The sequence below is a fragment of the Anderseniella sp. Alg231-50 genome (assembly GCF_900149695.1).
Lineage (GTDB): Bacteria > Pseudomonadota > Alphaproteobacteria > Rhizobiales > Aestuariivirgaceae > Anderseniella.
This window is the reverse complement of record NZ_LT703003.1, coordinates 2,466,411-2,480,618: the sequence shown is the minus strand read 5'-3', so window position 1 is coordinate 2,480,618 and position 14,208 is coordinate 2,466,411. Positions and strand designations below refer to the sequence as shown.

At 57.2% G+C, this 14,208-nt stretch carries 13 protein-coding genes; 11 read left to right on the top strand and 2 right to left on the bottom strand.

Annotated elements, in window-relative coordinates:
* The first annotated feature begins 2 nt into the window (after window positions 1-2).
* From DHN55_RS11780 to DHN55_RS11740, 8 genes are all read left to right on the top strand, one after another.
* On the top strand, window positions 3-1,553 hold the full coding sequence (locus tag DHN55_RS11780; RefSeq protein WP_108881454.1) for an ATP-binding cassette domain-containing protein: 1,551 nt from the start codon (window positions 3-5) through the stop codon (window positions 1,551-1,553).
* Window positions 1,543-2,595, top strand: coding sequence for an ABC transporter permease subunit (locus DHN55_RS11775; protein WP_108881453.1), 1,053 nt, complete (start codon window positions 1,543-1,545; stop codon window positions 2,593-2,595). The genes DHN55_RS11780 and DHN55_RS11775 overlap by 11 nt, the downstream gene beginning before the upstream one ends.
* Window positions 2,592-3,539 carry an ABC transporter permease subunit gene (locus DHN55_RS11770; protein WP_108881452.1) on the top strand — a complete coding sequence of 316 codons (948 nt, stop codon included), beginning with the start codon at window positions 2,592-2,594 and terminating at the stop codon, window positions 3,537-3,539. The genes DHN55_RS11775 and DHN55_RS11770 overlap by 4 nt, the downstream gene beginning before the upstream one ends.
* 53 nt (window positions 3,540-3,592) lie before the next feature.
* Window positions 3,593-4,042 (top strand): deaminase, encoded by a 450-nt coding sequence (locus DHN55_RS11765; RefSeq protein WP_108881451.1) that lies wholly within the window; start codon window positions 3,593-3,595, stop codon window positions 4,040-4,042.
* 166 nt (window positions 4,043-4,208) lie between these two features.
* Entirely contained in the window at window positions 4,209-5,237 is a 1,029-nt protein-coding gene (locus DHN55_RS11760; RefSeq protein ID WP_337660200.1) for a glycosyltransferase family 92 protein, read from the top strand.
* A gap of 219 nt (window positions 5,238-5,456) precedes the next feature.
* Window positions 5,457-6,422 carry a hypothetical protein gene (locus DHN55_RS11750; RefSeq protein ID WP_108881448.1) on the top strand — a complete coding sequence of 322 codons (966 nt, stop codon included), beginning with the start codon at window positions 5,457-5,459 and terminating at the stop codon, window positions 6,420-6,422.
* Between the two features lie 47 nt (window positions 6,423-6,469).
* The gene (locus DHN55_RS11745; protein WP_108881447.1) at window positions 6,470-7,084 is read left to right on the top strand and encodes a hypothetical protein; all 615 of its coding nucleotides are present in this window, start codon (window positions 6,470-6,472) and stop codon (window positions 7,082-7,084) included.
* The gene (locus tag DHN55_RS11740; RefSeq protein ID WP_337660199.1) at window positions 7,081-7,791 is read left to right on the top strand and encodes a hypothetical protein; all 711 of its coding nucleotides are present in this window, start codon (window positions 7,081-7,083) and stop codon (window positions 7,789-7,791) included. Before DHN55_RS11745 ends, DHN55_RS11740 begins: the two co-directional genes overlap by 4 nt.
* 538 nt (window positions 7,792-8,329) lie before the next feature.
* On the opposite strand, the gene DHN55_RS11735 is transcribed toward DHN55_RS11740, so the two are convergent.
* Complete coding sequence (locus DHN55_RS11735; RefSeq protein WP_108881445.1) at window positions 8,330-9,991, bottom strand: BCCT family transporter; 1,662 nt, start codon at window positions 9,989-9,991, stop codon at window positions 8,330-8,332.
* A 187-nt stretch (window positions 9,992-10,178) separates the two neighbouring features.
* On the opposite strand from DHN55_RS11735, the gene DHN55_RS11730 reads away from it, so the two are divergent.
* Entirely contained in the window at window positions 10,179-11,114 is a 936-nt protein-coding gene (locus DHN55_RS11730) for a LysR substrate-binding domain-containing protein (protein WP_108881444.1), read from the top strand.
* Window positions 11,115-11,197: 83 nt separating this feature from the next.
* Here the strand turns inward: DHN55_RS11730 and DHN55_RS11725 are convergent, their stop codons facing one another.
* Window positions 11,198-12,082 carry a LysR family transcriptional regulator gene (locus DHN55_RS11725; RefSeq protein ID WP_108881443.1) on the bottom strand — a complete coding sequence of 295 codons (885 nt, stop codon included), beginning with the start codon at window positions 12,080-12,082 and terminating at the stop codon, window positions 11,198-11,200.
* A gap of 112 nt (window positions 12,083-12,194) precedes the next feature.
* Here DHN55_RS11725 and DHN55_RS11720 point away from each other — a divergent pair, with 112 nt between their 5' ends.
* The gene (locus DHN55_RS11720) at window positions 12,195-13,289 is read left to right on the top strand and encodes a D-cysteine desulfhydrase (RefSeq protein ID WP_108881442.1); all 1,095 of its coding nucleotides are present in this window, start codon (window positions 12,195-12,197) and stop codon (window positions 13,287-13,289) included.
* A gap of 29 nt (window positions 13,290-13,318) precedes the next feature.
* The gene (locus DHN55_RS11715) at window positions 13,319-14,152 is read left to right on the top strand and encodes an alpha/beta fold hydrolase (RefSeq protein WP_337660198.1); all 834 of its coding nucleotides are present in this window, start codon (window positions 13,319-13,321) and stop codon (window positions 14,150-14,152) included.
* Window positions 14,153-14,208: the final 56 nt, after the last annotated feature.

Here is a 14,208-nt window from a genome sequence, read left to right as displayed (position 1 = left end):
GAGTGGAAAATACGCCAGTACTTGAGTTCCGGAGCGTCACCAAGCGCTTCGGAACCCTCACCGCCAATGATGATGTGTCACTGACACTGCAGCAGGGCGAGGTGCTTGCCCTGCTGGGCGAGAACGGTGCCGGCAAGACAACCCTCATGAACATCCTCTTCGGTCACTACCAGGCCGACGAGGGTGACATACTTGTTGACGGCGAGGTGCTGCCTCCCGGGTCAACGCAGGCCGCCATCAATGCCGGTATCGGCATGGTGCATCAGCACTTTACCCTGGCCGACAACCTCACGGTGCTGGAAAATATCACTCTGGGCACCGAGAGCCTGTGGTCCTGGCGGCAGGATGAGGCAACGAGCCGGAAAAAGCTTGCCGGCATGATCAGTGATTACGGCCTTGTGGTTGATCCCGATGCCATGGTGTCCGAGTTGTCTGTGGGTGAACGCCAACGGGTGGAAATCCTCAAGGCGCTTTACCGTGACGCCCGCATTCTCATTCTTGATGAACCGACGGCGGTGCTGACCCCGCAGGAATCCGAACGCCTGTTCGCGACACTGAAATCGATCACGGCGAAGGGCCTTGCGATCATTTTCATCTCCCACAAGCTGCACGAGATACTGGCCGTCAGCAATCGCATTGCGGTGCTGCGTCGCGGCGCCATTGTCGGCACGCTTGAAACTGCGTCGTCGAAGCGGGAACAACTGGCCGAGCTGATGGTCGGGCGAACCGTGACCCGTCCCAAGCTGTCGGCAATCGAGCCTGGCGAACTGGTTCTCGACATCAGCGACGTGTCGACCAGCGGAACCGGCGCGACAGAGCTCAAGGAAATTGAACTGAAAGTGCACCAGCATGAAATTGTCGGCATTGCCGGTGTGGCCGGAAACGGCCAGGGCACTCTGGCCGATATCCTGTCGGGCCTCAGGAAAGACTTTTCCGGCACTGTTCAGCTCAACGGCCGAATGCTGGATGCCGGAAACCCGCGCGCGATTGTCGCCTCCGGTGTCGGACGGATTCCCGAGGACAGGCACGCCCGCGGGGTGGTTGCCGCCATGGACATCTGGGAGAACCTGATTTCCGAGGATATTCGTTCGGACGAAGTTTGCCGGGCCGGTTTCATCATCAGCGGCAGCAGTGCCCGGGCGCGGGCAGAGAAACAGATTGAAGAATTCGACGTGCGCTGCAAGGGGCCGGATGCGGAGACCAAGCTGCTGTCCGGTGGCAATATGCAGAAGCTCATTCTGGCGCGGGCACTGTCGAACACACCGTCATTCATCCTGGCCAACCAGCCGGTGCGCGGGCTTGATGAGGGTGCAATTGCCTATGTACAGGAGCAGTTGCTGGATGCCCGCAGGAGAGGCGCCGCCATCCTGCTGATTTCCGAAGACCTTGATGAGCTGATGACCCTGACCGACCGGATTGCCGTGATGTCTCATGGCACGCTCAGCAGCGCCTTGGCGACCGGTGAGCGCTCAATCGCCGAGATCGGCCTGATGATGGCAGGTCATGGCAATCATGAAGATGCAGGCACGGGGAGTCACGCCAATGGTCATTGAACCGCGTGAAACCGTTTCCGTCTGGCGCGCCGGGCTGGCGCCGGTATGGGCCATCCTTGCCTCGCTGGTTATCTGCGCCGTGCTTATCTCATGGGCCGGCGCATCCATCCCAACGGCATATTCGCTGTTGTTCAAAGGGGCGTTCGGGTCGGCATTTGCACTTAATGAAACACTGACCCGCTCAATCCCGCTGATCTTCACCGGGCTTGCCGTGTCGGTGGCGTTCAGGGCGAAGTTCTACAATATCGGCGCTGAGGGCCAACTCTATGCAGGCGCCCTTGCTGCCACGTTCTTCGGGACAGGTCTGGTTACGCTGCCACCTGCGCTCATGGTGCCTTTCCTGGTCATCATGGGGGCTCTGGCTGGCGGTGCATTGCTGATTGTGCCGGTATTGCTGAAAACCCACCTCAAGGTTGATGAGGTTGTTACCACGCTGCTGCTGAATTTCGTCGTGCTTCTGGTGGTCAGCTACCTGATCGAAGGGCCCTGGAAGGATCCGGCATCACTTGGTTGGCCACAGGCGGCGTCCATCATCGATGAAGGTGTGCTGCCGACATTGCTGGTCAAAGGCAGGCTGCACTTCGGTCTGATCATTGCCTTGTTCATGGCGGTGATCATCTGGCTGATGATGCGATTTACCGTGCAGGGCTACGAGATCAGGGCGGTCGGGCACAACGCCAAGGCGGCAGAATTTTCAGGCATCAATGTCAATCGCACCGTGATCATGACGGCGATGATTTCCGGCGGCCTGGCAGGCATTGCAGGCGTCAGCGAAACCGCCGGCCTGAAGGGATATCTGACACTCGACCTGTCTCCCGGGTTTGGCTACACCGGCATTGCCGTTGCCATGCTTGCGCAACTCAATCCGTTGGCTGTGGTACCCGCGGCGATATTCCTGTCGGCAGTCTATGTGGGTGCTGACGCCATGTCGCGCGCAGTCAATATTCCAACATACATCGCCGACGTTCTGGTGGGCGTTTCCATATTGGCGGTGCTGTGCAGTGTCATGCTGAGCCAGTATCGCATCAGGTGGCGCACATGAGCGATCTTGTAGACATCCTGCTGACGGCAGGTTTCTGGGCTGCCACGATCCGTATTGTCAGCCCGTTGATATTCGGCACGCTGGGTGAGCTTATCTGCGAACGGGCAGGGGTTTTGAACCTTGGCATTGAAGGCATCATGACGGTCGGCGCGATGTCCGGCTGGATGTGGGTTTATCAGGGCGGCGACCTTTGGACCGGTGTCGTGTTTGCGGCCTGCGTCGGCGCGATATTCGGACTGCTGCATGCGATTTTTACTGTCCACCTGGGGCTGTCGCAGCATGTGACCGGCATAGGCATTACGCTGTTTGCATCATCGCTTAGTTACTTTGTCTACCGGATGTTGTTGCCGGATGCCACGACTCCGCCGAAGATCGTCCCGTTCAAGCCCATCGCGGTTCCCTGGCTGTCTGACCTGCCGATCATCGGCGAGGCCCTGTTCACCCAGTCGGCGCTGACCTACCTCGCTTTGCTGGTGGTTCCGATGGTCTGGTATGTGTTGTTCAGGACACCGGTCGGACTGGCCGTGCGCATGTCCGGGGAGAACCCGGTGGCCGTCGAGGCGCAGGGCATCAACGTGCTCGCGGTTCGTACAGGTGCGGTCATGGTCGGCAGCGCGTTCATGGCGGTTGGCGGGGCCTTTATTACCATGTCCTGGTTTGACGCATTTTACTTCGGGATGATCAACGGGCGCGGCTGGATTTGCGTGGCGCTGGTGATCTTCGCGTCTTGGCGACCGGGCAGGGCGCTGCTTGGTGCGCTGTTGTTTGCCGGACTTGAGGCTATCCAGGTTCGCGCCCAGCAGTCTGCCGGCGCGTTCATTCCCTACCAGTTCTTCCTGATGCTGCCTTATGTGATGTCGATCCTTGCCATGATCGTGATGGCACGGAAAACCAAATATCCCCAGGCTTTGCTCGTACCGTTCCGGCGCGGCGAAAGAGTTTAGGGTCAGGACCCTGAGTCGTGATCTCGAAGTCCTGACCAGAAAGAGAGGTCCAGATGCTCAATGAAACTGATCGAAAATTCCTTCGCATGGCCTATGACGAAGCCAAGGCCGGGTTTGACGAAGGCGGTTGCCCCATTGGTTCGGTACTGGCGCGAGGCGAGGTCATGGTGTCGCGCGGACGCAATCAACGGGTCCAGCAGGGTGATCCGATAGCGCATGGTGAAATGGATGCACTGCGCAAAGCCGGCCGGCAACGGACTTACCGCGACATGACCATCTATACGTCCTTAAGCCCGTGCATGATGTGTAGTGGCACCATCATCCAGTTCGGTATTCCACGCGTGGTAATCGGCGAAAACACCACATTCGGCGGCAATGAAGACTTCCTGCGGTCGAAAGGTATTGAGGTATTGGTCGCGGATGATCCGGACTGCATTGCCCTGATGACGCGCTTCATTGCGGAAAAGCCAGAGCTTTGGAATGAAGATATTGCTGAAGAGTGATGTGTAAGTTGATGAATCAACAACAACTTTTACAATAGAGAGATTATTACAACACCAATTACCCAAATATTCGCTGAAATTCTTGCAAATCCAGTATCATTCTGTGAATAGGTGGTATACGGTGTAATTGTCAGATTTGGTGAATGCGATAGGGGGTGTCGTCGCAGTGTTTTCGATAAAACCGGAGACTTTATTCAAGCTGGAACAACGTTGCTGGCAGCTTGCGGGCATGTGGCGCGCTGCCGCGAAGCGCAGGCTGTGGCTTCCGCAACCGGTTGCACAGCCTGGTTCGGCCGAACACTATCTTTGCGTATTCGCCATCGTCCGCAATGAAAGCCCCTACATTGGTGAGTGGATCGAGTTCCATCGCATGATGGGGGTCAGCCACTTCTTCATCTACGATAATGGCAGCAACGACGGTACGGCCGAACAATTGTCGCCATACGTCAAGGAAGGGCTGGTCACTGTTGTCAACTGGGCAGACTTTCTCAAAGGATGGGAAGGTGTGGCCGGCTCGAAAGGTCGAAGTCAGAAACTGGCGATGTTGCACTGTATTGCCAATTTTGGTCATCTTGCCGAATGGATGGCATTTATTGACGCTGACGAATTCCTGTTTCCGACCTCGGCGGGCTCCCTGACCGAGGTGCTGCATGACTACGAAGATCTCGATTCGCTTTCTGTGTACTGGCATATGTTCGGCACATCGGGTCACGCGCGCAAACCTCCAGGCCTGGTGACAGAGAACTACACACAGAGGCTCAGAAAACCCAAGGCGTCGTGCAAACATCTTTCCCGGGTCAAGACCATCGTTCGCCCGAGTGCGGTGCGCGGGGTGCACAATTCCCACGTCTTCATTCTGAGGCACGGTTATCCGGAGTCATGGACGGAGCAACGAGAAAAGATCGGGCATGCCGATCACCGTCTCGCCGCCCGATCGACCGATGTGCTGCGTATCAATCACTATTACAGCAAGTCGCTGGCTGAGTACCGCGAACGCCGGTCTGTGCCACTGCTGGGCCAGCGCTCTGATTTCAGAGGAGATGACCAGCTCCTGAGGCACATCGAGAGCGATACTGTCGGGGACATTTCAATCCAGCGATTTGTTCCGGCGCTGCGAAGCCGCCTTAGTGCGGAGTCAGCGGACGGAAATGTTGTTCAGATGATCGGGCCGAAGCGTGCCGGGCGTGATGAGTAATGGCAGGTTGTTGCCTTCGCCGCATTCTTGCTCAGCGACCGTATTGGATGTAGCATCGTTGTGCGGATGACAGCAAATCCGACCGGCATGATGCCAACGGCATGATCCCATCCCGTGATAGCGGGATCTGGAACCACCTGCACCTTGGCCTGCAGACGTAGGAGAACTTGCGATGTGACGTCCTGCACAGCCGTGACGGCGTGCATCTGATAATCAGTGATGACGCATCGCGGCGGCTGCCAGGCTGCCGCGATCATCATTGAAGATTTGAACGGACCCCAAATGCAACGCGTTTTCCCGAGCCTTGTACTGGTTTTACTGATCGCCCTTCTTGCGGTATTCCTGGTCAACCTGCCATCGCTTCATCGCGAACAGGGCCTGCCTGTCTTCCCGGCATTGCTGGCTGGTCAGGCCTGTTTTTTTGGCCTGCTCATTTGTACGTACTGCCTGTATGCCCTCCTCATCGAACCGGGCAGCAACAAAAACCGGTTAAAGCGTCAACTGGCATCCGGCAACACGATGCCGTGGCTGGAAAACAAGCAATGGGCCAGCAGGCAAATGTCCCATACCAGGGCGGGCAAGGTTCTGTTTCTGTGGCTGTTTGTGGTCAATTGGTGGGGTGCAATCTGGTTTTTTGCCACTGATCGGGGCGATCAGTTTTGGGAGCAGTCTTTGCCGGTCATGTTGCTCTGCGGATTGTTTCTGCTTATCGGGGTGGTGATGTTGTGGTCGGCCATAAGAAACAGCATAAGCTGGATTAAGTTCGGCACCAGCAACCTGGTTATTGACACGCTGCCCGGGCGGCCCGGCGAGGTTTTCAAGGGACGTGTCGAGATCGGATTCAAACCCGAATCCAGGGCGGTGACCAAACTGCAATTTGCCGGGTTTGTGCGCCACTGGACCCAACACATGTCGGCGGAAGGCAGGCGCCGTATCAACGACCGCCGTGATGAAGCGCCGTTTCACGAATGCGATGTTCGGATCAAGGCAGCACAGATCGAGATAAGCGGCCGGGGTTTTTCAATCCCGGTCAATCTTGATATTCCGGCCGATGCCCGCTCATCCGGGGCCTGTGGTGATGATTGCGAGGTGGTCTGGAAACTCGCTGTTGAGACCAAGGCACCGGACGGAAGCAGTTTCGACGCAGATTTCGAGGTGCCGGTTTTCGGCAAGACCGCAATTTGAAATACTGCTGATGCCCGACCAGCGCGCACAATGGATGAGATGGTGACATGAAGCATTTATTCTGGAAGATCGTGCTGTCTTTGAAATACTGGCGTGTGCTGCTTGGCCGGACCAAAAAGGTCGGACCGGAAGCCGGGCCGGACGCATCCAGGGTTGTACTGTTTGCCGCAACACTGTTTCTGCTGGTGCCGATCTGCATCGGATTGGGCTTCGGTTATCTCGCCTGGCAGCACGGTCAGCGACTGGAGAGCCAAAGGGCGGTGGACAAGGACGGTGTTGCTGTGACCGCAAGCATTGAGGGGTTGAAAGTGGAAAAGTTCCACAATGATGCGACCAGGATGGGAGACGGAGCCAATCGCACTGAACCGTCCCTGTTTTGCGTCATCCAGGTGCGGTATTCCAAGCCCGGTTCATCAACGGTGTTGCGGAAAGTCATCTGGCTCGAAGATGACACTGTCTGCTCCCGGTACAAGCTGAATGATCCCATTGCCGGCAGGTTACTGCCCGATAATCCGGACGTCCTGGTTCTGGATGAAGGACGGTTGGCCGAGTACTGGTACTGGATATGTTTGCTGTTGTTGGCCCTGTTTTCCGGTGGCCCGCTCGTGCTGCTGGCGCGCGTGATCGCGGCTCGCGGGGGCGGCGCGGGAAGACCGGCATGATGAAGATACCGACGATCTTGTTTTTGTGTTGCGCGGTCTTTGCACAACCGGCTTTTGCCGCCTCCGGAGACGCTGTTCCCGCCGCGGCCAGTTCAGCGGCCGGCGCAGAAGGATTTGTTGCCGCCGGCTGGTCGCTTGAACATCGCATCGCGACCGATCTCAATGCAGACGGGCTGAACGATCTGGTGATGATTGTTCGTCAGGACCATGAAGACACCGATACGGATGAAAAACCGTTCGACGCCATGCGGCGGCAAATGCTGATAGCGTTCAGAGACAAACAGAGCGATCAGTACCGGCTCGTGCATCAGGACAACGCATTAATTCCGGCGCGTGAAACCGTCAACGTTGAGGATTACCTGCCTTCCTACAAGCCATTGGAAACCAAACCTGCGGGTTTCTCGATTAATCTTGAACTGTTCATGAGTGCCGGTGGGTGGGAAACGGAGCTGCGTACATTCCAGTTTGAATATCGTAACGGGCATGTCGCGCTTGTTGCCTTTGACAGCCAGCGTACCAATCGCAGTTCGGGAAAGACAAACGGTGTCAGGATCGATTACCTGGCCGGGCTGGCAGTGAAAAGCAGCGGCAATATACAGGATGACCCGGTCAAGGAGGTCTCGGAAAGACTGGCAGTGTCCAGGTTGTATAATCTGCAAGATATCGGCCCGGCGTTCGAGTTCAATCCGTTTCCGGAAACGGATTGATGTTTCATGTCGCTCACGCCAGCAGCCTTGCGGCTGCGCTCCGCTGGGGCGCACTTCGTGCGGCGGCCGGTCGGCCTTGCCTCGACACTTACGTGCCTCGGGAGGAATTCATCACAACGGTTGTTCAGGGTCGGAGAACGGGAAGTTTTATACCGCTCACGCAAGCAGCCTGTCGGCTGCGCTCCGCTTGGGCGGGCCTGACCGGCCCGAGGCCCGTCGGGCCTAGTGGGCGTATGTCACTCCGGCAGGTGCGATTTGTGATGCATTATTCTGGTCGAACAGCTTTATTCAGCACTGCGTGCTTCGCGCCGTTCTCCAACCCCGAACAACCGCAGAGATCAATTCCTCCGAAGCACTTGGGTGCTGAGGCAAGCGCGACCGCGCGCCGCACGAAGTGCGCCCTAGCGGAGCGCAGCCGACAGGCTGCTTGCGTGAGCGGCATAAAATCCACCCAGGTCTCAAACCCAACCCATCCAAACAAAAACCCCCGCTGCGCAGGCAGCGGGGGTCTTTCAGTTTTTGTTCGGGTGTGTCTGGCTTATTCAGCCGGGTTGACCACCGTTTCCATACCGGCCTTTTCGCGCCGGCTGTCATTGTAGATGGCCTTGATCAGCGCAAAGCACATCAGCACCATCACAATGGAAAACGGCAAGGCCCCGATCACCATCGCCGTCTGAATGGCCTTCAGGCCACCCACCAGCAACAGGGCTGCAACCACAGCTCCCAGCGCAACACCCCAGAAGATGATATGCGGACGCGCCTTGGGACCTTCATCACCGGCTGCATTGATGGTGTTGACAATCAGCACCGCACTATCAGCCGAGGTGACCAGGTAGGTCATCAGCAAGACCACGATCATGAACGACATCAGCCACGACAGCACTTCGGCTATCGGTGCCAGCATGAAGTTGGTCATGGCAAAGATCTTGTCACCGTCAGGCGCTGAGGTGATGACACCGCCTGCGCCACCGTTCAGTTCCAGGTCAATGGCTGTGCCACCGGCCCAGGTGAACCACACAAAGCACATCAGCGACGGCACGATCATGGCGCCCAGAACAAACTCGCGGATCGACCGGCCCYTGGAAATACGCGCCAGGAACAGACCCACGAACGGCGCAAACGCCACCCACCATGCCCAGTAGAACACAGACCATGCGCCCTGCCAGTTGGCCAGCTTGGTCGCCACGCTGTCCGGATTGCCGTCACCGTGCCAGACCCGGAACATCATGTCCGGCATGGCAATCAGGTAATCCCAGACACCGACCACAAGCGCCTGCAGGCCGAAGAATGTCGAGCCGAACAGCAGGAAGAAGCTGAGCAGCGCAATGGACAGCACCATGTTGATGTTGGACAGCCACTTGATGCCCTTGCCGACACCCGACAGCGCCGACAGYGTCGAGGCTCCCATGATGGCCACGATGGCCACGATGATGCCGGCAGAACTGGCCGTGCCTTCCGCGGTCTGCAGGCCGCCAATGCCGATACGGGCAAGCCCGGACACAAACTGCTCGACACCAAAGCCCAGCGTCTGGGCCACACCCAGAATAGTGGCCACCACGGCAACGATATCAATGACATTGCCGAACGGACCGGACAGGGACTTGCCGAACAGCGGCGTCAGCGACGACCGGATGGTCAGCGGCAGGTTGCGGCGATAGCTGAAGAACGCCAGCGCCAGCCCGGCGATGGCATAGCACGCCCACGCGCCAAGCCCCCAGTGCAGGAACGACCACTTGTAGGCCATGCGGATATTGTCGGCATTGCCGCCATTGGTCAGGCCCTTGATCACTTCCGGGTTGTTGCCGAAATGATACACCGGTTCCGCCACCGCCCAGGTCAGCATGCCGACACCGATACCGGCGCCGAACATCATGGAAAACCAGGAAAAGTTGGAAAACTCCGGCTTTTCCCCGTCCCGGCCCAGGTTGAGCTTGCCCGCTGCAGGCCAGATAGCCAGCAGGATGCACACCAGGACAAACAGGGCCACGACCCAGATGTACCAGCTGGCGAAGTTGCTCAGAATGAATGAATTGAACTTGTTGAGTACAGATCCGGCCTGTTCCGGAAAGGCCACGGCCCAGATCACAAGTCCGCCAATGATGAATTTGGACGCAATTGTTACGTCCTTACTGAACCCCCGGTAAAACCCGGCGTCCGCCGTCTTGATCGGAAGATCAGTAAGTGCTGGCTTGACTGCCATGTATAGTTCCCTCCTCAGTTTACCCCATTTATTGTACTAACAAGTGCCGTTTGCAGTCCAATCACCTTATCTGGTGGGTATCTGCGCGGCTTCGCTGCCAATAAGAGACGAAGGGTAACTTGAATAAATTGTTCGATAGATGGTAAGGTTTTCGATCAAAGTTTCATAAAACGGCAACCTTTCAACGATGGCCAAAAAAGCTCTTCTTCAGGGATTTGGAGATGTCGACTTCAGACTGTTGCGCGTATTTCGCACGGTTGCCCGGTGCGGCGGCCTGGCAGCATCCGAATTCGAGCTGAATATCGGGCGTTCGACGATCAGCAGGCACATATCCGATCTTGAGGTGCGCCTCGGCATGACCTTGTGTTATCGCGGGCCTGCCGGTTTTTCCCTGTCCGGAGAAGGCGAAAAGGTGCTGGAGGCCACGGAGATGCTGCTGGCAGCGGTTGAAGGTTTCCAGAACGAGGTTGACGATATTCACCGCAATATGAGGGGCACCTTCAAGCTGGCCTTCTTCGACCTGTCCTCGACCAACCCGGCGGCTCATGTGCATGCTGCCATTGCCGACTTCGAGACGGTGGCGCCTGAGGTCAACCTCGAATTGTCGACCGAACCGCCGAACGTCATCGAGGCAGGTGTCATCAATGGGCGTTATGACCTGGGGATTGTGCCTGTCCACCGGCAATCGGCGGTGCTGAGTTATGCCGATCTGTACCGCGAGGAAATGATATTGTACTGCGGTCGGGGACACCCGTGCTTTGACGGTTCAAACAGCAATCTCGACCTGAAACAATTGTCTGCATTCAAGTACGCCGGCTTCGGTTTCAATTCACCCAACATGGTTGTCGGCCAGCGTATGAACTTCCGGATATCGGCACGTGTTCACAATGAAGAAGCACTTTCGGTGCTCATACAGTCGGGCAAGTATCTGGGTTTTCTGCCTGACCATGTAGCGGCTCCCTACGTGGCGGCGGACATCATGCGACCTGTCGAAAAGGACAAGATTCGTTATACAACACAGCTTGCGGCAATTGTCAGGAAACGCCCGGAACTCAACCGCAAAACGGATAAGTTCCTGCGCTGCCTGTTGCAGGCGCACCGGCGGGATGGCGCTACAGGATAGCTCTGCTTCGACGCTGAAATTTCGGCATTAACGTATTGTAATTGCGCTAAAATCGCCAAGTTCCTGCAGATGTTGTTCAGCACTCAGGCACTCCAGACGTCCAGTAATGCGCTGGCGGTGTCATCCTGCATGTCGGCATACAACACAATGTTGAGCGGCAAGCTGCCATAGCAGCCGCTGAGGCTGACCAACTGGCCGCTTTCGATCTCGTTATGAGTCATGCTGACGGGTAACCAGGCGACCCCCAGTCCCTTCAGGACCAGTTCCTTGATGCCGTTGGAAAATGCTGTCTCATAGACCGGGTTTGTTGTCTGGCTGCGGGTGGCGAAGCGTTTTTCTGTTCCATGGAACATCGAGCCGAAATGACTCTCTTCCGGATAGATGATTGCCGGGCTGTCGTCCGATATCGATCCGTCGCCGGCAACGGCATAACGCATGCTGCCGCCAACGACCGGCACCAGCCTGTCGTCACCCCAGGTGCCGCGCCTGACTGTGTCGCCAAACGGCAGCGGGGCTGATCCTTCGGCCTCATAAAACATCAGCATGGTGGCATCACCGCGCAGGAACATCGAAACACAGTCCCTCTGATTGCCGGCGCGCACGCGAAACTTGAGTGCCGGAAAATCCTTCTGTGCCTGCAATGCCATGTCGGGAAAGGTCGAGTAGATGGATGAATGCTGGGCTGCAATCGTGGTCGTGGTGCTTGCCGGGTCATAGGTCGAAATCCTGCCGCGCAGCTCGCGGATGCGGGCGGTGAGCGCCCTGATTTCAGTTTCATTTGCCGCCAGTGACGGGCTCAGGTCAACGCGATTGACCTTGCGGTCCAGCACCGGTGTACCGAGCCAGTCTTCAAACCCGCGGATACGGCGGGAAAACGCCGGTTGGGTGATGTTTCGCCGGTTCGCGGCACGGGTCATATTGCCTTCCTCCAGCAATACCAAAACATCTTCAAGCCAGCGCAAATCCATGATTTTTCCTTCCTTTGCCCATACATTATGTATGGGTAGGCAGAGAAGAAAGCATTATTTTTTGCTCGCAGGTTGAGGGACCCTTTGTGCAACCAATCACAAGGAAGACAAAATGGCTCAGCCTTTACAGTCAGTGGCTGCCGCAAACCGGCAGTCTCCCGAGACAACCACAAGCTTGTGTAAAGCGCTCTCGATTGCCCTGGCCAGATTCCCACGTGTGCGTCTCGGTCACCTGCCGACACCGCTGGAACCCATGGACCGGCTCAGTGAATTGCTGGGCGGGCCTCGCCTGTGGGTGAAAAGGGATGATTGCACCGGCCTGTCATCGGGCGGTAACAAGACGCGCAAGCTTGAGTACCTGATGGCCGACGCCCAGGAGAAGGGCGCCAATACAATCATCACACAAGGCGCGACCCAATCCAATCATACGCGCCAGACAGTGGCTGCGGCGGCAAAGCTGGGAATGAAGTGTCATATTCTCCTGGAAGACCGGACCGGTTCCAATGACGCCCAGTACAATCACAACGGCAATGTGCTGCTGGACATGCTGCATGGAGCCACCGTTTCAAAACGGGCCGGCGGCAACGATATGGCAACCGATATGGAAACACTGGCTGGCCGGCTTCGTGATCAGGGTGATGAGCCGTACATCATTCCCGGTGGCGGTTCGAACCCGATTGGCGCGCTTGGTTACGTAAACTGCGCCCGCGAACTGGCGGAACAAGCCGTCGATATTGGTTTGCAGATTGACGCACTTGTCCATGCCACCGGCAGTTCTGGCACCCAAGCCGGATTGGTCACCGGACTGGCGGCTATTGAAAGCGATATCCATCTGCTTGGTGTCGGAACGCGCGCACCGCAGAAAAAGCAGGAGCAGATGGTTTTCGACCTGGCTCAGAAAACGGCGACTCATCTGGGGACCGGACTGAGCATTTCGCGCGAAAGTGTCCGGGCGAATTGCGATTATGTGGGGCCCGGGTACGGAGTGCCGACTGAAGGAATGAAGAAAGCCGTCAAGACACTGGCCAGGACGGAGGGCCTGCTGTTTGACCCGGTCTATTCGGGCAAGGGCCTCGACGGGCTGATCGATCTGATCGGCAAGGGCGCATTTGAGGGCATGGACAATGTCGTCTTCCTGCATACCGGCGGCAGTGCTGCGCTGTTCGGTTATCCGGAAATCTTCGATCTGCCCGGATACACGGAGTAACGTTCAAAAAAGGAGTTGTTTAACCCTGAGTGCCGGAAAGTTCAGTCGCGGACATCAAGACCGTGACCGCGGTTATGGATCGGGGAGTTGATATGGAAAAGGCCGGTCAACTTATCTTTGAACGACAAGGCAGTGGGTTTCCGCTGGTGCTCGTACATGGGTACCTGGCCGGCGCCGGGATCTGGCGAGAGCAGTTTGAGTTTTTCCGGGACCGCTTTGATGTACTGGCTCCCAACCTGCCGGGCTTCGGTGACAGCGCCCACCTGACGGCCCCCGACACCATCCCTGAATTTGCCGAACAGGTGCTGGATGGATTGCAGGAGCAAGGTGTTGAGCGGTTCCATCTTCTCGGTCATTCGATGGGCGGTATGATTGTGCAATCCATGGCCGCGCGTGCGCCGCAGCGGATTGCCAGCCTGGTTTGTTATGGCACCGGTCCGGTCGGCGCTCTGCCCGACAGGTTCGAGACAATCGAGACCTCGCGCCGGCGCCTGGAAACGGATGGCATGGAGAAGACCGTCAGACGAATTGCTGCAACCTGGTTCTTGGACGGCGATGCATCCGGTGGCTATGAAGAATGTGTCGACCTTGGACTGAAGGCGTCCATGCAGGCAGCATTGGCAAGCCTGTCGGCCTGGGAGACCTGGGATGGACGACCTGATCTCAGCGCAATCGCGGCTGACACGCTGGTTGTCTGGGGGGATCGGGATCGCTCCTACGGCTGGCCGCAGCCGGAAGCGTTGTGGCGCGGTATTGCAAACAGTTCGCTGGCCGTGGTTCCCGGTTGTGCCCACAATGTGCATATGGAAAAATCAAGTCTGTTCAATACAATCATAGGAGATTTCTTGCCCACCACGCCGTAGATCAGGTTGATTTTTTGATTCAATAGAGGGAGTAAACCTTATCGTTTTCAATATGT